General features: G+C 50.4%; 21 protein-coding genes. All 21 read left to right on the forward strand.

All coding sequences use genetic code 11. The features are described 5' to 3' along the window. Window positions 1–178: 178 nt before the first annotated feature. The 21 genes from sleB (at window position 179) to B212_RS35675 (ending at window position 24,391) form a co-directional block, all read left to right on the forward strand. On the forward strand, window positions 179–1,030 hold the full coding sequence (sleB, locus tag B212_RS0109850) for a spore cortex-lytic enzyme (RefSeq protein ID WP_019910478.1): 852 nt from the start codon (window positions 179–181) through the stop codon (window positions 1,028–1,030). Between the two features lie 222 nt (window positions 1,031–1,252). After that, complete coding sequence (gene yfmF, locus B212_RS0109855) at window positions 1,253–2,491, forward strand: EF-P 5-aminopentanol modification-associated protein YfmF (protein WP_442950111.1); 1,239 nt, start codon at window positions 1,253–1,255, stop codon at window positions 2,489–2,491. A 2-nt stretch (window positions 2,492–2,493) separates the two neighbouring features. Continuing rightward, window positions 2,494–3,774, forward strand: coding sequence for an EF-P 5-aminopentanol modification-associated protein YfmH (yfmH, locus tag B212_RS0109860; RefSeq protein ID WP_019910480.1), 1,281 nt, complete (start codon window positions 2,494–2,496; stop codon window positions 3,772–3,774). Beyond that, the gene (ymfI, locus tag B212_RS0109865; RefSeq protein WP_019910481.1) at window positions 3,774–4,541 is read left to right on the forward strand and encodes an elongation factor P 5-aminopentanone reductase; all 768 of its coding nucleotides are present in this window, start codon (window positions 3,774–3,776) and stop codon (window positions 4,539–4,541) included. The genes yfmH and ymfI overlap by 1 nt, the downstream gene beginning before the upstream one ends. Before the next feature lie 117 nt (window positions 4,542–4,658). Further along, window positions 4,659–4,919: a DUF3243 domain-containing protein gene (locus tag B212_RS0109870; protein WP_019910483.1), complete on the forward strand. Its 261-nt coding sequence runs from the start codon at window positions 4,659–4,661 to the stop codon at window positions 4,917–4,919. 200 nt (window positions 4,920–5,119) lie between these two features. Further along, window positions 5,120–5,887 carry a DUF3388 domain-containing protein gene (locus B212_RS0109875; protein WP_019910485.1) on the forward strand — a complete coding sequence of 256 codons (768 nt, stop codon included), beginning with the start codon at window positions 5,120–5,122 and terminating at the stop codon, window positions 5,885–5,887. 41 nt (window positions 5,888–5,928) lie between these two features. Then, a complete protein-coding gene (locus B212_RS31170) occupies window positions 5,929–6,894 on the forward strand; it encodes a RodZ domain-containing protein (protein ID WP_019910486.1) in 966 nt (321 codons plus the stop codon). A gap of 38 nt (window positions 6,895–6,932) precedes the next feature. Continuing rightward, a complete protein-coding gene (locus B212_RS31175) occupies window positions 6,933–7,142 on the forward strand; it encodes a hypothetical protein (RefSeq protein WP_019910487.1) in 210 nt (69 codons plus the stop codon). Between the two features lie 165 nt (window positions 7,143–7,307). After that, complete coding sequence (locus B212_RS0109890; protein WP_019910488.1) at window positions 7,308–7,799, forward strand: YajQ family cyclic di-GMP-binding protein; 492 nt, start codon at window positions 7,308–7,310, stop codon at window positions 7,797–7,799. Window positions 7,800–7,889: 90 nt separating this feature from the next. Beyond that, window positions 7,890–8,477 (forward strand): CDP-diacylglycerol--glycerol-3-phosphate 3-phosphatidyltransferase, encoded by a 588-nt coding sequence (pgsA, locus tag B212_RS0109895; protein WP_019910489.1) that lies wholly within the window; start codon window positions 7,890–7,892, stop codon window positions 8,475–8,477. Window positions 8,478–8,532: 55 nt separating this feature from the next. After that, window positions 8,533–9,822, forward strand: coding sequence for a competence/damage-inducible protein A (locus B212_RS0109900; RefSeq protein WP_019910490.1), 1,290 nt, complete (start codon window positions 8,533–8,535; stop codon window positions 9,820–9,822). Between the two features lie 300 nt (window positions 9,823–10,122). Beyond that, window positions 10,123–11,187 carry a recombinase RecA gene (gene recA, locus B212_RS0109905; RefSeq protein WP_019910491.1) on the forward strand — a complete coding sequence of 355 codons (1,065 nt, stop codon included), beginning with the start codon at window positions 10,123–10,125 and terminating at the stop codon, window positions 11,185–11,187. Window positions 11,188–11,303: 116 nt separating this feature from the next. Next, window positions 11,304–12,038 (forward strand): regulatory protein RecX, encoded by a 735-nt coding sequence (locus B212_RS0109910; protein WP_019910493.1) that lies wholly within the window; start codon window positions 11,304–11,306, stop codon window positions 12,036–12,038. 310 nt (window positions 12,039–12,348) lie between these two features. After that, on the forward strand, window positions 12,349–13,890 hold the full coding sequence (rny, locus tag B212_RS0109915; RefSeq protein WP_019910494.1) for a ribonuclease Y: 1,542 nt from the start codon (window positions 12,349–12,351) through the stop codon (window positions 13,888–13,890). A gap of 53 nt (window positions 13,891–13,943) precedes the next feature. Beyond that, window positions 13,944–14,738: a TIGR00282 family metallophosphoesterase gene (locus B212_RS0109920; RefSeq protein ID WP_028530719.1), complete on the forward strand. Its 795-nt coding sequence runs from the start codon at window positions 13,944–13,946 to the stop codon at window positions 14,736–14,738. 198 nt (window positions 14,739–14,936) lie between these two features. Then, window positions 14,937–15,197 carry a stage V sporulation protein S gene (locus B212_RS0109925; protein WP_019910496.1) on the forward strand — a complete coding sequence of 87 codons (261 nt, stop codon included), beginning with the start codon at window positions 14,937–14,939 and terminating at the stop codon, window positions 15,195–15,197. An 89-nt stretch (window positions 15,198–15,286) separates the two neighbouring features. Next, window positions 15,287–16,261 (forward strand): dipeptidase, encoded by a 975-nt coding sequence (locus B212_RS0109930; RefSeq protein WP_232231471.1) that lies wholly within the window; start codon window positions 15,287–15,289, stop codon window positions 16,259–16,261. A 374-nt stretch (window positions 16,262–16,635) separates the two neighbouring features. Next, a complete protein-coding gene (locus B212_RS0109940; RefSeq protein WP_019910499.1) occupies window positions 16,636–17,208 on the forward strand; it encodes a phosphate propanoyltransferase in 573 nt (190 codons plus the stop codon). Between the two features lie 167 nt (window positions 17,209–17,375). After that, a complete protein-coding gene (locus tag B212_RS0109945; protein WP_019910501.1) occupies window positions 17,376–18,335 on the forward strand; it encodes a helix-turn-helix domain-containing protein in 960 nt (319 codons plus the stop codon). Between the two features lie 126 nt (window positions 18,336–18,461). Continuing rightward, window positions 18,462–19,187 (forward strand): hypothetical protein, encoded by a 726-nt coding sequence (locus B212_RS0109950; RefSeq protein WP_019910503.1) that lies wholly within the window; start codon window positions 18,462–18,464, stop codon window positions 19,185–19,187. A gap of 260 nt (window positions 19,188–19,447) precedes the next feature. Continuing rightward, complete coding sequence (locus B212_RS35675) at window positions 19,448–24,391, forward strand: rhamnogalacturonan lyase family protein (protein WP_019910504.1); 4,944 nt, start codon at window positions 19,448–19,450, stop codon at window positions 24,389–24,391. Window positions 24,392–24,399: the final 8 nt, after the last annotated feature.

Raw genomic sequence — 24,399 nt, forward strand, 5'->3', positions numbered from 1 at the left:
ACGTCTTTGCCAAGCACTCTTTCCCAAGTGGGGAGGGTGCTTTTTTGTTGTGGTACTGGGTGGAGCGGCCTTAAGTCTTGTGATTCCAGACAAGTAATGCATAGGATGTCCTGCCAGTCGTCATAATAACTTTATCCATCCATGCAGAACTTACAGGAGAAAGGTAGAGCGATCCCTTATGAAAAAGCATAAGCAGTGGGTAATTGCCGCACTAACCCTTGCGCTGGCGGCCGCGCCGTTTGCCGGCACGCCCGCTAAGGAACATGGCGTAGTCTATGCAAATCAGCATAATAACACATCTGGTATCAAGGAGAACACCATACCGGAAGGACAGGTGTTGCCAGCTTTCGGGACAACTCCGCTTCAGTTGGGTTCTTCCGGAAAGGATGTTTATGAGCTGCAGGGAAGACTGAAGTATCTCGGGTTTTATGCAGGAGCCATTGACAGCGAATTTGGGAGCAAGACCAAAAATGCGGTAACCTGGTTCCAGTGGAAATTCGGCATGCCGGCAGATGGCGTTGTAGGCGCCAAAACAAAGCTGAAGCTGTATAATGCGACGAAAGCCTGGCGGCCGACAGAGACGTCTACAAAAACGGCAAATAATACAGGCGGTAACAATGCTGATGCAGGCAACTCGAATAAGGCGGAGCTAAGCTCCGGCAACACTATGGGGCTGTCTGAAAATGATCTCAAGATTATGGCGAACGCGGTATACGGAGAATCGCGGGGGGAACCGTTTGAAGGCCAGGTAGCCGTTGCGGCTGTAATTCTGAACCGCGTCAAATCGCCCAGCTTTCCGAACACGCCTTCGGGTGTGATTTTTCAGCCAGGCGCCTTCACTGCGGTAGCTGACGGCCAGATTTATCTGGAGCCTAACGAACAGGCCCGCAAGGCTGTGCAGCTTGCGCTAAATGGATGGGACCCTTCCGGCGGCTGCATCTATTATTTTAATCCGAAGACGGCCACCTCCAAATGGATCTGGACCCGTCCGCAAGTGAAGACGATTGGACAGCATATTTTCTGCATGTAACTATGAATATGCAGGCCATAGAGCAACCGGTATGTTCCTTCCGGTTGCTTCCTTACTTTGGAATGGTTTAGAATGGATAATACTTCATAAACTTGTTGTATACAGATTGAACTTAAGAATCCGGCTTGCCCTCTTAAGTTCAGCTTATATTGCAGTTATCCACGCCGTAAAGGGGTTTTGGACTTGACAAATAATGGATTTCAACATGGCAGCGCCGCAGGCATGCGTATTCATGTTTTGCCGACAAAGGCGTTCAAGACATTCGCTATCTCACTTTATGCCGGTGTTCCGCTCGATGAGAGTACGGTTACTTCCACGGCTCTTGTTCCTTTCGTGCTGCGGAGAGGGACAGCGACTTACCCGGAAACGACTCAATTCCGTGAACGGCTTGAAGAGCTGTACGGTGCCGGATTCGGCTTTGACATTTACAAAAGAGGCGATTACCAGATTGTTCAATTCCGCATGGATACAATCAATGATTCCTTCGTGCAGAGCAAGGAGAGCCTGCTTGGTGAATCCTTTGCTTTTCTTGGAGAGGTGTTAACCCGTCCACTGCTGGAGGATGGAAGCTTCCGCGCTTCCTATGTAGCTACAGAACGCGAGACGGTGCGTAAGAAGCTGGAGTCAATCGTGAATGATAAAATCCGCTATGCGGCAGAACGGTGCATTGAGGAAATGTGCCGCAAGGAGCCTTACCGTCTGCATCCCCTCGGCCAAAGAGCCGATCTTGACGGCATTACGCCGGAATCGCTTTATGAGTCCTATAATTCATGGCTGAACGGGGCCATACTGGATTTGTATGTGGTCGGTGACACAACGCCGGAGGAAGTGGAGAAGCTGGTGATCCGCCATTTTGGCCGCGCCCATACCGAAACTGCCGCCTATTCCTCGGATTTTACACTGGTAACGGTTGCTGAAGTCCGTACGGTTGAAGAGAAGCTTGATGTGAACCAGGGCAAGCTCAATATGGGACTGCGCACCTCAATCACTTACAAGGACGACCGCTATGCTTCTGCGCTGATGTATAACGGCATTCTGGGCGGCTATCCGCACTCCAAGCTGTTTGTCAATGTGCGTGAGAAGGAGAGTCTGGCTTATTACGCTTCTTCGCGTTACGACGGGCATAAAGGCATTGGCACGATCCAATCGGGAATTGAAACGCAGAATTACGGCAAAGCGGTGGATATTATCCGCAAGCAGCTTGATGAGCTGAAGGCCGGCAATATCAGTGATCTGGAGCTTAGCCAGACCAAAGCCATGATCCGCAATCTGCTTTCCGAAATTCAGGATTCCGCTTTTGAAATGATTTCCTTTGATTTCAACCGCCAATTGTCCGGAAAAGACCGCTCCGCGCAGGAGCTGCTGACCCAGGTGGACGGCACGGGAGCGGAGGATGTGAAGGCTGCGGCAGGCACATTCGAGCTGGATACGATTTATTTCCTGACGGGGAAGGAGGAATAGCGGTGGAAAAGATTCATTACGAGAAGCTTCAGGAGACACTGTATCACGAGGTTATGGATAACGGTCTGCAGGTGTATGTGTTGCCGAAACCGGCTTTTCTCAAAACCTATGCCACCTTTGCCACCAAATATGGCTCTGTGGACAATCACTTCAAGGTTGCAGGCGGCGAAGAAACAACAGTGCCAGACGGCATAGCCCACTTTCTGGAGCACAAAATGTTCGAGGAGCCGGAAGGCGATATTTTTGCCACTTTTGCCTCTAACGGGGCTTCAGCGAATGCTTTTACCAGCTTTGATCAGACGGTTTACCTCTTCTCTGCTACGGAGAATATCGAGACCAATCTGAGCACGCTTGTGGATTTTGTGCAGCGGCCTTATTTCACCGATGAGAATGTGGAAAAGGAAAAAGGAATTATCGGCCAGGAAATCAATATGTATGCAGATAATCCGGATTGGCGCGTGTACTTCGGCTTGATCGAGGCGATGTACGCCAAACATCCGGTTCACATTGACATTGCCGGAACCATCGAGTCCATCGCAACAATCACCAAAGAAACATTGTATACCTGCTACAATTCCTTTTACCATCCCAGCAATATGCTGCTGTTCGTCGTTGGCGGCGTAGAGCCGGAAAAGGTATTCGAGCTGGTCCGCAGCAATCAGAATGCCAAATCCTATGGCAAGCAGGGTGAGATCGAACGCCTCTTCGAGGAAGAGCCGGTTCAAGTAGCTACTAAAGTGAAGGAAACTAAGCTGGCCGTGTCGATGCCGAAGCTCCTCTTCGGATTTAAGGAGAAGTCGGAGGGACTGGTCGGAGAAGCAGCAGTCCGCCGTGATCTGACAACCAAGCTGATGCTTGATTTGCTGCTGGGCAGCAGTACGTCGCTGTATCAGAAGCTCTATGACGAGGAGCTCATCTCCGACAGCTTCGGGCACGAGTTCAACAGCTCACCGCAATATGCATTTTCAGCTATCGGCGGAGATACCAAGGACCCGGACCTGCTGCTCAAGCGGATTAAGGAAGAAATTAATCTTGTGCTTGAAACGGGCTTTGCAGTGAAGGATTTCCAGCGTGCCCGCAAAAAGAAAATCGGCGGCTATCTGCGCATGCTGAACTCGCCGGAGAGCATTGCCCATGAATTCACACGTTACCAGTTCCGTGGCGGAGATCTGTTCGAAGTGCTCCCGCTGTATGAAGCGATCACACTTGAAGAAGTCAATGCCCGCTTGCGCGCGCATGTGGACTGGGAACAACTGGCCGTGTCGCTCGTGGTGAGCCCTTAATGGCGCTTCCCTTAGAGAACAGCAAGCCAATCGGGGAAATGACAGTGCTGATTACCGGAGGCAGCGGTGGGATCGGCGGTGCGATTGCCGAGCGTTTTGCTTCCGTAGGAATGAATATTGTAATCCATTATATGAATTCGCACGAAGCGGCGAATGATGTGGCCCGGCGCTGTATGGCGCTTGGGGCCAGGGTAATGACGGTGGCGGCGGATATGAAAGACCGCAGCCAGCTTGAGCGTATGGCGGAAAGACTTGCGGGCAGCGGCATGCAGCCGGATATTCTGGTAAATAATGCCGGAAAGGCGCATTACGGCATGCTTGCTGACGTTACGGAGGAGGAATGGGATGATATCATGGCAGTCAATCTGAAGGGCACTTTTATGTGCAGTCAGATTTTCATGCCTTATATGGTTTCCCAGCGTTACGGGCGGATTATCAATGTCTCCTCCGTCTGGGGCATCTCCGGCGCTTCCTGCGAAGTGGCCTACTCCGCCAGCAAAGGCGGTGTGAATGCTTTTACCAAAGCGCTCGCCAAGGAATTGGCGCCTTCAGGGGTTACAGTCAACGCCGTAGCACCGGGAGCGGTTCATACGGCAATGCTGGGCAATCTGCAGGAGGATGAGATGCGCATGCTGGAGGAGGAGATTCCGGCGGGGCGTCTGGCTACCCCTGGAGAGATCTCCTCGCTGGTTTATTTTCTTGCACTCCCCGAATCCGGTTATATCACCGGACAGATCATCAGCCCGAACGGTGGTTGGATTACCTGAAGCTTGCCATGTGCTGCTTGGAGAAATGCTCCAGCATAAGAACGTCCGGCGCGAGACATATTATAACTGTTGCTTTTAAATCTCACGTAATCCATAACATTTTGAGGAGGATTTAAGATGTCAACAGACTCTGTAGTGAAAAACTTTGATACCTGGAAAAGCTTCTTGGGCGAACGGGTCATTCAGGCTGAGAAAATGGGGATGAGTGAAGAGACCATCTCCAAGCTGGCTTTTGAAATCGGGGAATTCCTTGATAAGAAAGTTGATCCGGGGAACTATTCCAATCGGGCAATCAAAGAGCTGTGGGATGTCGGCACGGATGACGAGAAGCACACCATTGCTTCCCTCATGGTCAAGCTGGCGAAGAAAAACGCATAGCATGCGGAATGAGCTCCCCCTGCGGGAGCTTTTCTGCAATTATTACAGAGGTGAACTTGCCTTTCAATTTCATTTTATATATCATTAACATGACCCGTGTTTAAGAGCACTTTGCGGATGCCGTCCTTCTAAGGACGGCATAACCGTTTCTACTCGACGTATAGCAAAGTTATGGGAAAAGGAATCTATGAGGTGCAATCGTGGAATTTAAACAATGGTATATGGAGTATAAGATACATAAGAACAGACCCGGTCTGCTTGGTGATATCGCTTCAATGCTCGGAATGCTGGAGGTCAACATCCTCACCATTAACGGGGTAGAAGGCAAAACCCGTGGGATGCTGCTGGAAACCAGCGACGATGAGAAGATCATGCTGATGGGCGAAATGCTCAAAAAAGTAGATAATATAACGGTTACGGCCTTGCGTTCGCCACGGCTTGTGGATAAGCTTGCCGTCCGGCATGGACGTTATATTGACCGTGATTCCGATGACCGCAAAACCTTCCGTTTTACGCGGGATGAGCTTGGGCTGCTGGTTGATTTCCTTGGTGAGCTTTTTAAGAGAGACGGAAATCAGGTTATCGGCCTGCGTGGCATGCCACGTGTCGGCAAGACGGAATCCATTATCGCCGGCAGCGTCTGTGCGATGAAACGCTGGACCTTTGTCTCTTCAACTCTGCTGCGGCAAACGGTTCGCAGCCAGCTTGCCGAGGATGAGATGAATCCGCATAATGTGTTTATCATTGACGGGATCGTCAGCACGATCCGCTCCAATGAGAAGCATTACAACCTGCTGCAGCAGGTGATGAATATGCCCAGCACGAAGGTGATCGAGCACCCGGATATTTTTGTGCGGGAATCCGGCTACACCTATGATGATTTGGATATCATTATTGAGCTGCGTAACACACCCAGCGAAGAGATATTGTACGACTCGTTTACGACGAGCTACAGTGATGATCTATAGAAACACAAGCTATTTCTACAATACTTTTAGGAGGTGATGGTATGTCGGAACTGGGCCGGCATTTGAAGGAGGCGCGTCTGCAGAAAGGGATGAGCCTTGATGATGTCCAGGAAGTAACGAAAATTCGCAAAAAATATTTGGAAGCCATCGAAGCGGGGGATTATAAGGTGCTCCCGGGAAGTTTTTATGTCCGGGCGTTCATCAAAACCTATGCAGAGGCGGTCGGTGTCAATCCCGATGAGCTGATAGAGGAACATGGCAGCGTACCTGCTGCTGCTCCTCCGGAAGACACTGCAATGGAGACCGTTATTCAGAAGCGCAGCCGCAAGCCTGAACCTGAACGGAACGCGAAGTGGCTGCCTACACTCCTGATGTGGACCTTTCCTGTATTGATTATTGCGGTGATTTATTGGTATGCCTCTTCCAATATGAACAAATCAGATCCCAATAAAACTGATCCGGCCAACTTGACTGCTGTGACACAGGACCCTTTGGCTGTGAAGCCATCGCCAACGGCGGCAGGAGGCGGGGCAGCAATTCCTTCAGCTTCGGCAGCGACGGATACCGCTACAGCTACTCCTGAGACCACTGTTGCTCCTTCATCAACGCCGCTTCCGTCGCCTTCCGCACAAGGAGGGATTACAGTTGTGCAGGATCGAAAATCGGGGAAAACGACGGTGTTCAAGGTTACCGATCCTGCCGGAAGCGCAGTGCAGGTTCAGATTGCCGCAACCGGGGTAAGCTGGCTTGAGGTCTACAAGGGCGTGAACTCCAAAGGCGAGAAGCTGAGCTTCGGCAATACCGCAGCCGGTAATAATCTCACCTTTACCCTCGACAGTGCAGGGATGTATATCAAATCCGGGTATTCTCCTGCTACGGAAATTACAGTTAATGGACAAGTTATCACTGATGGCAAAAGTTCCTCCCGCCTCCTCCTTGAACTGGATGAAGGTACAGGAGCACAGGACAATGCTGCACCGACCCAGGAGAACGTCACTACCCAATAATACATTTGAAGTATAGGCTTTGGGATTTTGGAGAACCTATGAATGACTTACAGTTCTTACACCAAAGCGAGGTGCATCTGCTCATGACTGTTAGCTGGATCGTAACAGGACTGGGGATTATCGTCAGTCTCCTCGGGTATTATTTGACACCGAGTGCCTGGGGGTATGGTATTTTGGGATTTGGACTGGCACATGTTCTGCTGGGGATTCTGGATATGTTCCGGGCTCCTACGCGCAGCAGACAATAGCCTGGCTGCTTAACAAAACTGGCTCCACATTGTGGGGCTGTTTTGTTTGAGCAGATAAGACTTTATATGTTTTACGACATAACCGGTCCCGGTTCATAATTAGACTTGAGAGCTTCTTTCTCATATAATAGGAACAGAATAATTGTAAGCAAAGGACGTGGAGTAATGAGTTCGGAAAGTTCATTTGATATCGTATCCAAGATGGATATGCAGGAGTTGACGAATGCGGTTCACCAGACAGAGAAAGAGATTGATAACCGCTTTGATTTCAAGAACAGCAAGAGCAGCTTGAAGCTGGAGAAGGATGCGCTGGTTATTGCTTCAGAGGACGAATACAAGCTTAATGCGGTCATTGATATTTTGCAGTCGAAGATGGTCAAACGCGGCATTACGCTGAAGAATCTGGATTTTGGCAAAATTGAGCCGGCTTCCCTTGGGACTGTACGCCAGCGTCTCGGCCTCAAACAAGGAATTGATCAAGAAAATGCCAAAAAAATCAACATTCTGATCCGCGACTCCAAGTTGAAGGTGAAGAGTCAAATACAAGGTGATCAAATCCGCGTAACCGGCAAGAGCCGGGACGATTTGCAGCAAATTATCCAGCTTCTGCGGAAAGCCGATTTGCCGCTGGACCTGCAGTTTAACAATTTAAAGTAAGCTTTTGTACCCCGCAGTGCTCATGCACTTCTCTTCCGCGGGGTGTTTTCGTGAATATCGGATTCGTATGGATCAAGGGAGGAACCTCTGTTGAATTTGCCCAACCGCATTACGCTTGCTCGTATTTGTCTTATCCCTATTATGATGTTCTTTTTGCTGGTGAATTTCAGCTTTTATCCGGAACCGATACATTGGGGATCTTTTCAGCTTTCTTTTAACCATCTGATCGCAGCGGTAATTTTTCTGCTTGCGGCCAGTACGGATGGTATAGACGGTTACATAGCCCGGAAATATAACATGGTCACCAATCTTGGCAAGCTGCTTGATCCCCTTGCGGACAAGCTGCTCGTCTCTGCAGTGCTGATCTCCCTGGTGGAGCTGGGCAGATGCGATTCATGGATCGCCATCGTCATTATCAGCCGTGAATTTGCGGTAACCGGACTGCGGCAGGTCGCGCTTCTTGAAGGAAAAGTGGTTGCCGCCAGCAAATGGGGTAAATTAAAAACCGTGGTGCAGATTGTTGCTATTTCACTTCTGCTGCTTAATAATTTCCCGTTTCAGTTCGTCAGCATTCCTGTGGACGATATTGCAATCTGGGCAGCGGCGGTCATCACTATTATCTCCGGAATTGATTATTTCGTGAAGAATAAGGACCTGCTTGAGCTTCATAACGCCTAATCACAAAGAGCGGAATTCCTTGTTTACTCTACACCCAGGAGGCGAAAGTAAGTTTATGAAAGCAGAGATTATTGCCGTCGGCACAGAGCTTTTGCTCGGACAGATTGTTAACAGCAATGCCCAGTTCCTATCGGTAGAGCTGGCGGCGCTGGGAATTGATGTGTACTTTCAGACCGTAGTCGGAGATAACAGCAGCCGTCTTCAGCAGGCGATTGAAATCGCCCGCAGCCGTGCAGATGTTATTCTGTTTACCGGTGGAATCGGTCCGACTGAGGATGACCTGACCAAAGATGCCCTGGCTGTATCTCTAGGCCGTTCATTGCATATTGACCAGCTTGCGATGGACCATGTGCAGCGCTTTTTTGACGAGCGGAAGATTGTGATGACCGAGAATAACCGCAAGCAGGCACTTATCATCGAAGGCACAACGCCGCTTTCGAACTCAACAGGCCTTGCTGTAGGTCTTGCGCTTGAAGACAAGGATAAGTATTACATCGTTCTTCCCGGGCCGCCCCGGGAAATGAAGCCCATGTTCACGGATCAGGCCAAGCCTTGGCTGCTGCAGCATGTGCTGACGAATGAAATGCCGATCTACTCCAAGATGCTTAAATTCGCCGGCATCGGGGAATCGCTGCTTGAGGATAAGCTGATTCATTTGATCCGGGGCCAGAGTGATCCAACCCTGGCGCCTTATGCGAAGGAGGGGGAGGTGACGGTCCGTATCTCCACCAAAGCCCCTTCTGAACGCGAGGCCATGCAGAAGCTGGACGTGCTGGAGAAGACGATTCAGGAAATCCTGCCGGAGCATATGTATGCCAACATAGATGTGCCGCTGGAGCAGTTGATTGTTGATTGGATGGCAGATGCGGGCCTGACCTTAAGTGCGGCGGAGAGCTGTACGGGCGGCCTGCTGATGGAGAGCATAACGAATATACCAGGCAGCGCCGCCATGTTTGCCGGGGGGATCGTTTGCTATTCCAATGATATGAAGAAAAAGCTGCTGAATGTGCCTGCCGCACTGCTGGAAGGTCCCGATGCTCCCGGCGCGGTCAGCCGCGAGGTGGCTGAGGTGCTGGCGGACCAGGTGAGGATGACAGCCGACAGTGACTTTGGATTATCAGTTACCGGCGTCGCTGGTCCGGGGTATTCGGAACGCAAGCCGGTAGGCCTTGTATTTGTCGGTCTGGCCGAACGCGGCCGCCCTACGGAGGTATATGAGCTTAATCTCAAAGGAACGCGTGAAAACATCCGTCTTCGGACCGTCAAGGCGCTGCTGTACCGCCTCTGGCGCAGGCTGGAGGATCGCAAGGTAGCAACCCCGCTTGAGGGAACAGCCTTGCAATAACCTTCTGGCCCGGTATATAATTCATCTATACGGAAGAACCGTGGCACTGAGAGATCTTTGCTGCGGTTTTTTGTTTGTTTGGCTTCATGCTCTCTGCCCGCAGCAGGCCCTTCAGAAAGGCGTTCCAAGATTTCCGGCAGCTAGGTATTCCGCTATAGTTTCATATCTGAAGGAGGCTTACAATAAAAGGGAGTATTAACCGGGGAAGCAAAAAAAACGAATGTATGTTCGAAAAAAAGCTTGGCAAGACCTCCGAAACACGCTATTATATTACTATAAACAGTGAAGGAAGTGGTCTGATTGTCAGATCGTCGTGCTGCGCTTGATATGGCGCTTCGTCAAATAGAAAAACAATTTGGTAAAGGTTCCATCATGAAATTGGGAGAATCCAATCACATGAAAGTGGAGGTCGTACCTAGCGGATCTTTGGCACTTGATATCGCACTGGGTATTGGCGGACTTCCTAAAGGACGTATTATTGAAGTATATGGGCCGGAGTCTTCCGGTAAGACGACCGTTGCCCTGCATGCTATTGCAGAGGTACAGAAGGTAGGCGGACAAGCTGCCTTTATTGATGCCGAACACGCGCTCGACCCTAAATACGCAAATGCGCTCGGCGTAAACATTGATGAACTGCTGTTGTCCCAGCCGGACACCGGTGAACAAGCACTGGAAATTGCCGAAGCGCTGGTCCGCAGTGGCGCGGTGGATATCATTGTTGTTGACTCAGTGGCAGCATTGGTACCGAAAGCGGAAATTGAAGGCGACATGGGGGATTCCCACGTAGGTTTGCAGGCACGGTTGATGTCCCAGGCTTTGCGGAAGCTGTCGGGGGCGATCAACAAATCCAACACCATTGCCATCTTCATCAACCAGCTCCGCGAGAAAATCGGCGTTATGTTCGGTAACCCCGAAACCACGCCTGGCGGCCGGGCCTTGAAGTTCTACTCTTCCGTTCGTTTGGATGTGCGGCGGGTTGAGAGCATCAAGATGGGCAATGATGTTGTGGGTAACCGTACGAAGATCAAGGTTGTGAAGAACAAGGTAGCCCCTCCGTTCAAGCAAGCGGATGTTGATATTATGTATGGTGAAGGCATTTCCCGTGAAGGAAGCCTTGTGGACATCGGTACGGATATGGACATCGTTAATAAGAGCGGTGCTTGGTATTCCTTCGAAGGTGAACGTCTTGGTCAAGGCCGCGAGAACTCCAAGCAGTTCCTCAAGGAACATCAGGATATTGCCCTGCTGATTGAGAACAAGATTCGTGAAGCGAGCAATTTGACAACGCTGGTGGCTGTACCGACTGAGGCTGAAGCAGCGGCAGAGCAAGAGGAAGAAGAAAATCTGCTGCTTGAAATCGAATAATTTGATATTTGATTTTTAATTTTAGAAGGCGCCCTGTGAATGAATGTAGCAGGGCGTTTTTTCATAAAGAAAATCACTTTACGGAAATTTAAGCATCAATGAGGTGAAAGACAGCAATGGTAATACAACTGAACCCTGAGCCTGAAGAGCAGGATGATCAAGTGCTGGCCGACTTCCCGTCAGACCAGTTGCTTGAGATTACAAGAGTGGAGCGTCAGAAGAAGTCTGACCACCGCTATATCATTCATTTTGGTGCGTACAGCATGGCTGTTCATGAAGATGTCATGATTAAATACCGGATGATTACCGGAAGCTCCTTTATGAAATCCGATTTGGAGGAAATTGTTGTAGCCGACGAACGCCAGCGGGCATATGTGGAGGGACTGCGTTATCTGGAGCGCAAGCCGCGCACGGCCCAGGAGATGGCACGCCGTTTACGGGAGAAGGAAATAGGAGAGACTATTATTGCCGAGGTGCTTCAGCGGCTGCAGCAGGAACGGTTTCTCGATGATCCCTTATATGCGAAGCAGTGGGCGGAACAGCGGATAACCAACCAGCGCAAGGGAAAGCTGTGGATACGCCAGGAGCTGCGTGAAAAAGGAATCGACAAGACGCTGATTTCCGAGGCGCTGGAGAATATTACCTCCGAGCAGGAGCTGGAGAGCGCTCTGCAGACAGGGCGGAAGAAATGGAGCCTGATTCGTGGGGATGTCAATGACAAGCGGAGAAAGACAGGAGCCTTCCTCATGCGGCGGGGATTTTCCGGAGATATGGTACGGCAGGTGCTAAATATTTTGCGTGAGGAAGAGGATTCTGAAGGGGAAGAGGAAGAGATTTACTTCCTTGACTGATTCTCTTGACTTTAATGCGCATATCGACTCTCTTGACAATGTCTTTTTATAAATAATAAAATATAACATGAATCTGCATAAGAATAAGAATCCTTTTTCCTTCCCAAAAAGCAGAATCTTACCCATGCGGTTCGCGTACAACTCATATGAAATGTAATCGCCGTATAAGGCGGGCAATGTGCATGTGCAGCATGTGCAGTATGGCAATCGGTGTATTACCGGTTTTTTGTATGGTGATGAACGGATTAGTTTAACAACTGCACAAATTCCCAAGGATAGTCCTTGGAGGAACCAACGAGGAGGTGAACAGATGCATACTGCGATCTGGGTCATAATCGTTCTCGTTGTAGCTGCATTATTCTTTGGATTCGGTTATTTTATTCGTAAATCCCTTGCAGAAGCTAAAATTTCCAGCGCTGAGAAGGAAGCCGTAGTCATCGTGGAGAACGCGAAGAAAGAGGCGGAAGCGCTGAAGAAGGAGACGGTACTTGAGGCTAAGGATGAAGTCCATAGAATCCGTACCGAAGCCGAGAAAGAAACTCGTGAACGTCGGAATGAAATCCAACGGCAAGAGAGACGTTTGCTGCAAAAGGAAGAGTCTTTGGATAAAAAAATGGAATCGCTTGAACGAAAAGAAGAACAAGTAGCTAACAAAGAGAAACGAATTGACGAAACACAACAGCAAATTGATGTTATTTACAAGAACCAAGTTACTGAACTGGAGCGTATCTCCAATTTGAGCATTGATGATGCCAGAAGTATCATCCTCAGCAATGTAGAGCAGGAAGTTCGCCATGAAACCGCTCAGATGATCAAGGAAATTGAACAGCAGGCCAAAGAGGAAGCGGACAAGAAGGCCCGTGAAATCATTACGCTGGCTATTCAGCGCTGTGCGGCTGATCATGTTGCAGAAACAACTGTATCCGTGGTCACTCTGCCTAATGAAGAGATGAAGGGCCGGATTATCGGCCGTGAAGGCCGCAATATTCGTGCGCTGGAAACTCTTACTGGTATTGATCTCATTATTGATGATACGCCGGAAGCCGTTATTCTGTCAGGCTTTGATCCGATTCGCCGGGAAGTGGCCCGTACGGCACTTGAGAAGCTTGTTGCCGATGGGCGTATCCATCCGGCTCGCATCGAAGAAATGGTTGAGAAATCCCGCAAGGAAGTGGATGAGCGGATTCGCGAGTACGGGGAACAGGCTACCTTTGAGGTTGGCGTTCACGGCTTGCATCCGGATCTGATCAAGATTCTGGGCCGTCTGAAATTCCGCACGAGCTACGGTCAAAACGTACTCAAGCACTCCATGGAGGTTGCTTATTTGACTGGACTTATGGCCGGTGAGCTTGGGGAAGACATCGTGCTTGCAAAACGTGCCGGACTGCTGCATGATATCGGCAAGGCGCTGGATCATGAAGTGGAAGGTTCGCACGTAGAAATCGGCGTCGAACTGGCGAAGAAGTACAAGGAGCATCCAGTGGTTATCAACAGTATCGCGTCCCATCATGGAGACTGCGAAGCTACCTCGGTTATCGCAATGCTGGTTGGAGCAGCCGATGCTTTGTCGGCCGCACGCCCGGGCGCTCGCCGCGAAACTCTGGAAACGTACATCAAGCGTTTGGAGAAGCTCGAGGAGATTTCCGAATCCTTCGAAGGCGTAGAGAAATCTTATGCGATTCAAGCGGGCCGCGAGGTTCGTGTAATGGTGCAGCCTGAGAAGATTGATGATGCTGAGGCATTCCGTCTGGCCCGCGACATTACGAAGATGATCGAGAGTGAGCTGGATTATCCGGGTCATATCAAGGTCACTGTAATCCGCGAGACACGGGCAGTTGAATATGCTAAATAACTAAGGAAATCGGCCCCTCTGCGGGGCCTTTTTTCTTTCAGGAGGAGAATATCATTAAAGTACTATTTATTGGTGACATTTGTGGGAATACAGGCAGAAAAGCGCTGCGGGAGATGCTGCCTTCTCTGAAAAATAAATATCAGCCGCATATTATTATCGCCAATGGGGAGAACGCTGCTGCCGGCAGAGGGATTACCTCGGCCATTGCCAATGAATTTTTCAATTGGGGTGTTCATGGCATTACAATGGGCAACCATACCTGGGACAACAAGGATATTTTTGAGTTCATCGACGACGAGCCACGGCTCATTCGTCCGGCCAATTTTCCTCCGGGAACGCCAGGCCGCGGGTATACGGTGATCAAGGCGAACGGCAAGCAACTGGCGATTGTCAACTTGCAGGGCCGCACTTTTTTGCCGGCAATTGATGATCCTTTCCGTATTGGTGAAGAGATTGCCCAAGAGCTGAAGCAGACACATAAGTGTATTCTTGTGGATTTTCATGCAGAGGCAACCTCCGAGAAGATTGCCATGGGTTACTTTATGGATGGGTTAGCTTCGATCGTAGTAGGAACGCACACCCATGTGCAGAGCAATGATGAGGTTATTCTGCCGGGAGGAACCGCATATTTGACGGATGCCGGGATGGTTGGTTCAAGAGAAGGAATTTTGGGTATGGAAAAGGATGCAGTGATCTACAAATTTACCACTCAGCTTCCGGCAAGATTTGTGGTGGATGAAGGCAAATGGCAGTTGAACGGTTTGTTCGTCGAGCTTGATGAAGCTACAGGTAAAGCAACACGTATGGAGAAGGTTCGGCTGCGCGAAGATGAATGGGTGATGGATTAGGTTAGAGGGAGTATACAGGATTTTTTGAGGAAATCGTTAGTTTTGGGTAAAGTGTGATTTTTTTTATATCGAAAAAGAGTATCTTTTGCACAAATTTCTCTGGAATGGTCCGCAAAAAGAAGGAATTATTTCTTCGCTCGCGAATAACATCTACAGTAGTAGAAGAACACCATCATTTTCCCAGGGGAGGTACTTACTATGGATGTATTAAAAGTATCAGCTAAATCCAATCCTAATTCCGTTGCCGGCGCACTAGCGGGTGTTCTTCGTGAACGTGGATCGGCCGAGCTGCAAGCTATTGGAGCCGGAGCATTGAACCAAGCAGTAAAAGCCGTTGCCATCGCCCGGGGATTTGTTGCACCTAGCGGTGTCGATTTGATCTGCATCCCAGCTTTTACAGACATAGTGATTGATGGGGAGGATCGGACCGCAATTAAGCTTATTGTAGAGCCTAGATGACAGATAACCTTTCAGGATGAGCCTGTTTACTTCGGTAAACAGGTTTTTTGCTTGGTTTCAAGTCAAACGAAAGCGGGGCTGATCAGGGAATGGGGACTGGGAAAATGCGGGTGGCGGATTTTCATTGTGATGTGCTGAGCAAGCTGCAGTCTGCTCCGAATATTGATTTCCGGAAAGATGCCCGTCTGGACGTAACTTCAGAGCGTCTAATGGCGGGAGGTGTCGAACTGCAGGTTTTTGCGATCTACCTGTCGGCTGCACAGGGAAAACTTAGCTTTGAGCGGATTCTGGGACAGATTGAAGCTTACAGGCACAATGTGGTGGGCACAGGAGGCCTGCAGTGTCTGCGCTGGAAGGAAGAAGCGGCAGGGATGGCCGTTACACCCTCTGCTTGGGGAATGCTCTCTCTGGAAGGTGTGGACGGTCTGGAGGGGAATCTGTTCTACGCGGAATTAATCTTCGAGCTGGGAGTGCGGTTCCTTGGATTAACCTGGAATTATGCCAATTGGGCAGCGGATGGAGTGCTGGAGCAGCGGAACGGCGGTTTTACGGAGCAGGGCCGGAAGCTGATCGAGTGGTGCAACGACAGCGGCATGCTGCTGGATGTGTCCCATCTGGCACCTGCGGGGTTCTGGGAGCTTGCCGAGCGGAGCAGCCGTCCGTTTATTGCCTCTCACTCCAATGCTGCCGCTGTCTGCGGACACCCGCGCAACCTGAGCGACGAGCAGATCGGGGCGCTGGTGGCTATGGACGGAAGAATAGGACTGACCTTTGTGCCCTGGTTCGTCACCGCGGGAGGGGATGCGAAGGCAGCGGATGTCCTGCGTCATATTGAGCATGTCTGTACTCTCGGCGGTTCCCGGCAGATCATGTTCGGCTCGGATTTTGACGGGATTGAATCGTGGGTGGAGGGACTGGAGCATCCGGGAAAATATGCCGAATTCGCCGAGCTGCTGCTCCGCCATTACCCGGAAGATGAGGTGAAGGGATGGCTGTACGGCAATGCGCAGAGCTTTTTGGCAAGCCATCTACCTGCCAAGACAGCTAATATCTATTTAAGTTGAACTTAAAAAAATAAAATGGCAGAAGTGAGGGAGGGGAAGTTTGGATACTTACGGAGCGGTAACGTCCGCCTTTGTTCACGGATATCAACTGCAAAAAGCGGTCTTAAATCAAGAAATTTGTGAACAACAGCGGCCGGAAGTCCAAACATTTCACCCAGCTACGACTAAGCCCCACTTTGAAAATTTAAGGTTCGACTTATTGAATTGCCGGATCAAGTAAGTGGCAATTTCATGACAATCCTGTTCCAAAATCACAAAATGTCGAAAAATAGGACCCGCGATGTGACGATGGGCTTTTTATTTTTGAACAAATAGATGTATAATGGTCTGTGGCTTGTACAGATACTAGAGAAAATTCAAGGAGTGACATTACAATGAGCAAGACTGTACCCGTAGGTGTGTCGGCCCGACATATACACCTTACGCAAGAGCATGTGGAAGCGTTGTTTGGCGCAGGATATCAATTGACTGAGTTCAAACCGCTCTCCCAACCTGGACAATTTGCAGCAAATGAGCAAGTCGCTGTAATCGGCACCAAAGGAAAATTTGACAAAGTAAGAATTCTTGGACCTGTCCGTGCGGCATCGCAGCTTGAAGTTTCCCGCACAGATGCATTCAGCCTCGGCGTGAAAGCGCCTGTCCGTGAATCCGGCCACATTGAAGGAACACCAGGAATTACGCTTAAAGGACCTGCCGGCGAAATTGAGCTGGAGACAGGTGTTATCGTGGCAGCCCGCCACATCCACTTCCATACCTCCGAAGCTAAAGCTTGGGGCATTGCCGACAAGCAAATGCTGAAGGTACGTCTGGGCGGCGAACGCGGCCTGGTGCTGGAAAATGTGATTGCCCGCGTATCCGACAATTTCAAACTCGATATGCACATCGACACCGACGAAGCCAATGCTGCGGGTGCTAATAACGGCGATACTGCTGAAATCGTGGATTAGTATTTATACTTATTAGTAATGAAGGGGCGGGGGAGCAATCCTCCGTCTTTTTGTTGTTCCTCTGGATACCCGGTATCTCCGTCCTAATTGATAGTTGTTCTCAGTCCAATATGTTAAAATGAAGGGGCTCTTCCTAATACAAAAATTATGTTGAAGGATACCCTACAATGAATGCTCATCAAAAATATATGGACTATTATACACAAGACGGAAAATTAAAAAATGGAATCTCCCAATACCGGCTTAACAAGGAGTACGCGGAAGGGACCATCATTCGCTGTGAGCTGGAGCAGGGCGTGGAGATGGTTTTTTTCGATTATGAGATGAAGGAGCGGCAATGTTTTGGCGGCTTTGAACAAGGGGGATTAATCGAAATATTTTACTGCCTTAGCGGAGATATTTCTATGGAGTATGAGGGCACGAAGGCTTGGTTAAAGATGAACATGATCGGAATTTATGACTTTAACAGTTGTCCGCAAAAGGTGATTTTTGAAAAGGGAACAGTAAAGGGAATCAGCCTGTTATTGAACACAGATTCAGCAGAAAGTGCGGTCAGGAAGCATTTTGTGGACAATCATCTGGATATTTCACAAATGCGGGAGAGGATATCGGAGCGGCAGCCGTTATTTCTTGCTTTTGACCATCAGAATTTAAGGTCTGTATTTCTTGACATCGCAGACAATCCGTTTGGCTACGAGCGAGACTACCTGCTGTTAAAGGCTTTGGAGCTGGTTCTGGTCAGCATCCAAAGCTTAAAGAAGGGACCGCAGCAGCGTAGTGACAGCAAGAAAAGTATGCGCCAGCGGAATTTATTTGAGAAAGCGGTAAGCTATATGGAATTGCATATGTCCGCACCTCTAACCATACAGGATATCGCCAATGCTATAGGGTGTTCTGAAAGGCAGTTAAATGAGTGTTTGCACGAATACACCAGCATGACGGCCTACGCTTATCTGAAGACTCTAAGGCTTCAAAGGGCTAAAGACCTGCTGGAGCAGACCGAAATGCCGGTAATAGACATAGCAGGGCTGGCAGGCTGGCAGAACCCCAGTAAATTCTCCGCTGCCTTCAAACAAAGGTATGGCTTAGCTCCTAAGGAGCACCGAAAAGCAAAATATTTGTGCTGAGTTTGCATTTTTGGATTACTGGGAGAGGAAATGGAGTTGCTGAGAGGAAGGGCAGTTTATAAAATGAAGCCACAGTTAGATTCACTAGCTGCGGCTTTTTATTTTTTCACTAATGGAGGAAGCACCATGAAAGCACAAAATGACACGTATTATATCGCTTTAAGCGTAAAGCTGGACAAGAAAGATGTTCCGATTTTTAAAAAAGAAATCAAACATCAGCTCACCCAAGCCATGAAACCCCTGGTGAATGAAGGGAGGGTTCAAGCTATTTCGGTATACAGTCACAATAAAACAGCGGAGAAGCACGGCGGCTTTCCCGCATGGGATGCGCTCCTCTTGATTCAGATTAAGGAGGCTAGCTGCGCCAAGACCATTCTTCCTTACTTGAAGCAAATGAATTTGCCGTTTCTGCCGGAAACGATCCGTATGGAATTGCTGGTAACGACACCGGAGAGCACCTATCCGATTCCCGGCGAAGGGGCGCTAAGCAGGCGGACAAAGCCTTTTTATGCGGTGGAGTATGTGGATGTTCAAGAGCAGTTCCTGCAGGAATTTCAATCCATTATGATCTCGGGCAATGGCCCGGCGATGAAGTACATCATGCAGCATGCAAAATGGTGCCACCACTTTTACGCCCTGGAGACGGTTACGGTATTCTACCACAACCCGAACTATCCGGCTTGGAATCAGATTCATGTCATCGGATTATATTTGGAGGCTATTTTCCGTTACAAGAAAGACTTTGCAAAAGGGCTGGAGCTGGCAAACCACATTTCGTTCGAAGACAATTTTGCCAGGCTCAAGGAAATCAGAACAATGCTCTTCAAAACCATCGGGCGGAAAATAGTGTAAATCAAGCGAAGTGATCGGTTTTGTGTATGAAAAGATCGGTTTTTTGCATGTTCAGTTTAGAGGGCAGATGTTAGTATTGATCCGAAGCTGTATATTTATGGAAAACTATTCACAAGGTTACAATCCAGGTATCGGGGGTGAAGGCATATTGCCGATTGATCTTTGGTAAGCGGTTACAAGAAGCGCGGAAGCTTTTAATAATAAGAAAGCGGGTGAATCAATAGAATATGAGAAGGAATAGAGCTGGAAAGCGAATGGCAATGGTTCTGCTGGCGTGGCTGATGATTTGTTCATCCTTGATTCCGGCGGTTGCGTATGGGGAACAGCGGGCGGAGGGGGATAGTGCCCCGCAAGCTCCTCTTCACTCCGGCACGGTGACAGATGCAGTCTATACGCCGCAAGCCCCTCTGCCGGATGGGGAGACGATTGCTTTTGATTTTGGACCCGGGGCTGTTGCGGAGGGCTATACAAAGGTCGAGGCTTGGGCAGCATACACTCCCGAGAGCAAGTACGGATTCATTGATCCGTCAAAAGTAAGCGGGGAGGACAGAGGCACGGCGGATGCTTTGAGGTCTGATTTTGTAGCCGTTAAGGATGCAGCTTTTGCTATCGACTTGCCGAATGGGGATTATACGGTATCACTGATTGCCGGTGACAGCAGCGGGGATACGGACATAGCGATCCAAGCCGAATCCATGCAGAAGGTGCAGCAGACGAGCAAGACGGCAGGACAGTACCTGGAGATGAACTTCGATATTGCGCTGGTGGATGGTCAGATGAATTTCGTATTCAGCGGAACAAGACCTGTCTTAAATGCGCTTATGATCAAAAAACAGCCGGAACGTACCGCCGGTGAGAAGCCGACCGTCTATCTGGCGGGGGATTCAACGGTGCAGACGTATGACCCGTATTGGAAGCCGCAGGCCGGCTGGGGGCAGATGATCGGGAAATTTTTCAGTACGGCGGTAAATTTCAACAATCAGGCGATTGGGGGCCGCAGCTCCAAGTCTTTCATCGTAGAAGGCAGGCTGGACACTATTCTCCGGGAGATTAGGCCGGGAGATTATTTCCTGGTGCAGTTCGGTCATAACGATGCAACGATCAGTGTGCCTGAACGCTATGCTTCACCGGCCGATTACAAGAATTATCTGAAGAGCTATGTGGAGGGAGCAAGGCAGCGGGGAGCAACGCCGATTCTGATAACACCGATGGGACGCAGAGATTTCAATACGGAGAGCGGCAAATTTAATGTCAGCTTCCCTGAGTATGTGCAGGCTATGAAAGAGGTGGCCAGCGAGCTGAAGGTAGAACTGGTCGATCTGAGCGCACGGAGTGTGGCTTATTATAATTCCATCGGTTTTGAAGCGACTCGTGCTGTCTTTCTGTACGTTGATCCTGGTGTGTATGCGGCTTTTCCAAAAGGCTCAAGCGACAATACCCATTTCCAGGAATATGGGGCTATTCAAATGGCCCGTCTGATCGCTGGAGGCATTGCCGGCCTGGACATTCCACTTGCCGGCGCAGTGAAGGAAATCGCACCGCCTGATGTGGTTCCGGCGAAGCCGATGGGCCTGCTGGCCGGGAGCATCAGCAATGCAGGGGCAACGCTGAAATGGAATGAGGTGGCGGAGGCGGATATCTACAGAATCTACCGCAAGCCGGCTGCAGACGCTGAAGCTGCCTACGTCCTGGTTGGCACATCAACAATTCCAGCTATTACGCTTGGCGGAATGACCGAAGGCCAGAGCTACACGGTGCGGGTGACCGCTGTCAACGGGCGCGGGGAATCAGAGCCGTCTGATCCGGCAACGATTGTCACCAAGCTGTCGCAGTACCGCTATGATTTTGGCCCAGCAGGCGCACCGGTTGCCGAGGGCTACACTGAAGTAAACCGGAATGTGATCTATACCCCTGAGCTGGGATATGGTCTGGTTTCAAGTGCAGGGATGAGCGACCGTGACCGGGGAGCTGTGACGGATGCTCTGCGCAGGGATTTTGTGATTTATTTTGGCGGCTCCTATGAATTTAAGGTGGATCTGCCAAACGGCTATTATTCCGTTAAGACCTATACCGGTGACTGGACGGGGTCAACCAAAACGAATGTGGCCATTGAAGGCAAGGATTATGGAACCGTCTCTTCCGGCAAAGGCAGCATAGCAGAGAAGGAACACAGCCAGATTTCCGTGAAGGACGGGCAGATGAATCTGGTATTCAGCGGCACTACCGCCCACCTCAACGGGCTGGAGATTACACCGCTGATGCTGGCTCCGGGGGAACTCAAGCTGGATCATCTGGATTTGGAGAGTGACCCGGTTGCAGTTTCCCTGTCCTGGAGCGGCATTGATGGAGCGGCGAAATACCGGATATACCGGCAGGCGGCTGATGCTCAGAGCTCTGAGCTGCTGGGCGAAACCACTGGACTAAGCTATGCCGATATGACAGCAGATATAGGGCTTGAATATCGTTACACGGTCACAGCGGTGGATAACACCGGACTGGAATCAGTCGCATCAAATGTGCTGCCGGTATCCACAATTGACCCCTCGGTAGCGAAGGCTGCCGTGCCTGACGGACTGAAGCTGTTATCGGCGGATAAAAATGCTGTCAGCTTCAGTTGGAACGGAGTCCCTGCGGCAAAAATGTACAATGTGTATCGTTCAAAATCGGCAGCCGGAGAGTACGTTCTGACAGGTAAATCAAAAACTGCCTCCTATACGGATACAACCATTCTCAGCACTATTCCATATTATTACAAGGTGGCTTCGGTCAATGCGGGCGGGATTTCTGAAATGTCAGCCGTGCTGGAAACTCCAGTCGTAACGGCACTATACCGCGACATGGAGAAGCTGGACCGTGCGCCAGTGGCGGTTAAGACGGATGCCGGGAACTATATCGGCTGGCGGCTGCTGGGCCTTGATCCTGACGGGATCGGCTTCAATCTGTATCGGGACGGAAAGAAGCTAAATGCTTCGGTTCTGACAGGCAGCACGAATTATCTGGATGCCGCAGGCACGAAGGCTTCGAAATATACACTGAAGACAGTGCTTGGCGGTGTGGAGCAATCCGCATCCGGGGAATTCGGCGTATGGCAGCAGCAATATTTGTCTGTACCGCTGCAGAAGCCTGCGGATGATTATACGAAAGACGGGCAGCCCTATACCTACAGTGCCGGAGATGCCAGTGTAGGGGATCTGGACGGCGATGGACAATATGAAATAGTCATGCTGTGGTCTCCTTCGATCAGTAAGGACAACTCGCAAGCAGGCTACACCGGAATCGTCTATATGGATGCTTATAAAATGGACGGAACACGCCTGTGGCGGATTAATATGGGCCCTAACATCCGTGCGGGCGCCCATTACTCACCGTTCCTGGTCTATGATCTCGACAGTGACGGACGTGCGGAGGTTGTGATCAAAACCGCAGACGGCACAGTTGACGGTAAGGGTACGGTGATTGGCGACGCCAAGGCGGATTACCGGAACAGCTCCGGTTATGTGCTGCTGGGCAAAGAATATTTGACCGTGTTTGACGGCCTGAGCGGCCGCGCTGTGGACACCGTTGATTACGATCCGCCGCGCGGCGATGTAAACGCATGGGGAGACGGCTACGGCAACCGCGTGGACCGTTTTCTGGCAGCGGTGGCTTATCTGGACGGCGAGCATCCCAGTGTTATTTTCAGCCGGGGCTATTACACAAGAACTGTACTGGCGGCATATAACTACCGGGATGGCAAGCTGAGCAAGGTATGGCGGTTTGACTCCAATGACGAAGGATATGGGGAGTATGCCGGACAGGGCAACCATAATCTGTCGGTAGGCGACGTGGACCGTGACGGCAAGGATGAAATTACCTTCGGGGCGATGGCGATTGATGATGACGGCCTGCCGCTCTACAATACGAAGCTGGGCCACGGCGATGCGATTCACTTCGGTGATTTGGACCCGGCAAGACCGGGCCTGGAGGTCTTTGATGTGCATGAGCATATAGATTCCAAGTATGGCATTGAAATGCGGGATGCGGCGACAGGAGAAGCGCTCTGGGGCGTATTCACGGGCATTGATACCGGCCGGGGCATGTCGGCGGATATTGATCCGAATTACCTGGGCGAAGAGGTCTGGGCCGCGACAATTACCAATGGACAGCAAATACCGGTTACCGGCATCTACAGCGCGAAGGGGGAACTGATTACCAAGAAGCTTCCAACCTCGACGAACTTCGGCGTATGGTGGGACGGCGACCTGCTGCGGGAGCTGATGGATGCGAACCGGGTGGATAAATGGGATTATGTGAACCAGACAACTGTTAATCTGCTGACGGCGGAAGGAGCGGCTTCGAACAACGGGACAAAAGCCAATCCCAGCCTGCAGGCTGATCTGTTCGGAGACTGGCGCGAGGAAATTATGTGGCGCTCCACCGACAGCACTGAGCTGCGGATTTACACAACAACGGATCTGACCGATACCCGCATCCGCACGCTGATGCATGATCCGGTCTACCGTCTGGCGGTGGCCTGGCAGAACGTGGGCTACAATCAGCCGCCGCATCCAAGCTTTTATCTCGGCACGGGTATGGAAGCGCCTCCGGCACCGGCTATTCAGATCGTAGGGAGCGAGAAGAAGGCAACCGGAGTTCCCGGGAAGCCGGTTCTGTCCAGCAACAACGGCCATGATACCGGACTTCTGGATGGCAGTTACCAGATTACAATGAATCTGTGGTGGGGCAATAACGGCACCAGCTACAAGCTGTTCGAGAACGGCAAGCTGATTGACAGCCGCGCACTGAGCGATGAGTCTCCAGCGGCGCAGACACTGCTGACCAATCTGTCAGGGAAGGCGAACGGAACGTACACCTATACAGCGGAGCTGAGTAATTCTTATGGAACGGCAATCTCCAGTCCGCTTGTTGTTACCGTGGAGAATGCGGCCCCGGCTGTTCCGGTATTATCACATGACAACTGGGATGGCGACGGGACATATAACGTAACCATGAATCTATGGTGGGGAACCAATGCCACAACGTACCGGCTCTATGAAAATGGAGTGCTGGTTGATACGCAGACCTTAACGGTCGATACGCCAAAGGCTCAAACTGCCGTTACGTCCATCAGGAAGCGGAAGGCGGGGGTCTATGAGTACCGTGCAGAGCTGGTGAACAGCGCAGGCACAAGCGAAAGCACAGTGATGAAGGTTACGGTAAAATAGCCTGTCAG

The sequence above is a fragment of the Paenibacillus sp. HW567 genome (assembly GCF_000374185.1).
Classification (GTDB): domain Bacteria; phylum Bacillota; class Bacilli; order Paenibacillales; family Paenibacillaceae; genus Paenibacillus_AQ.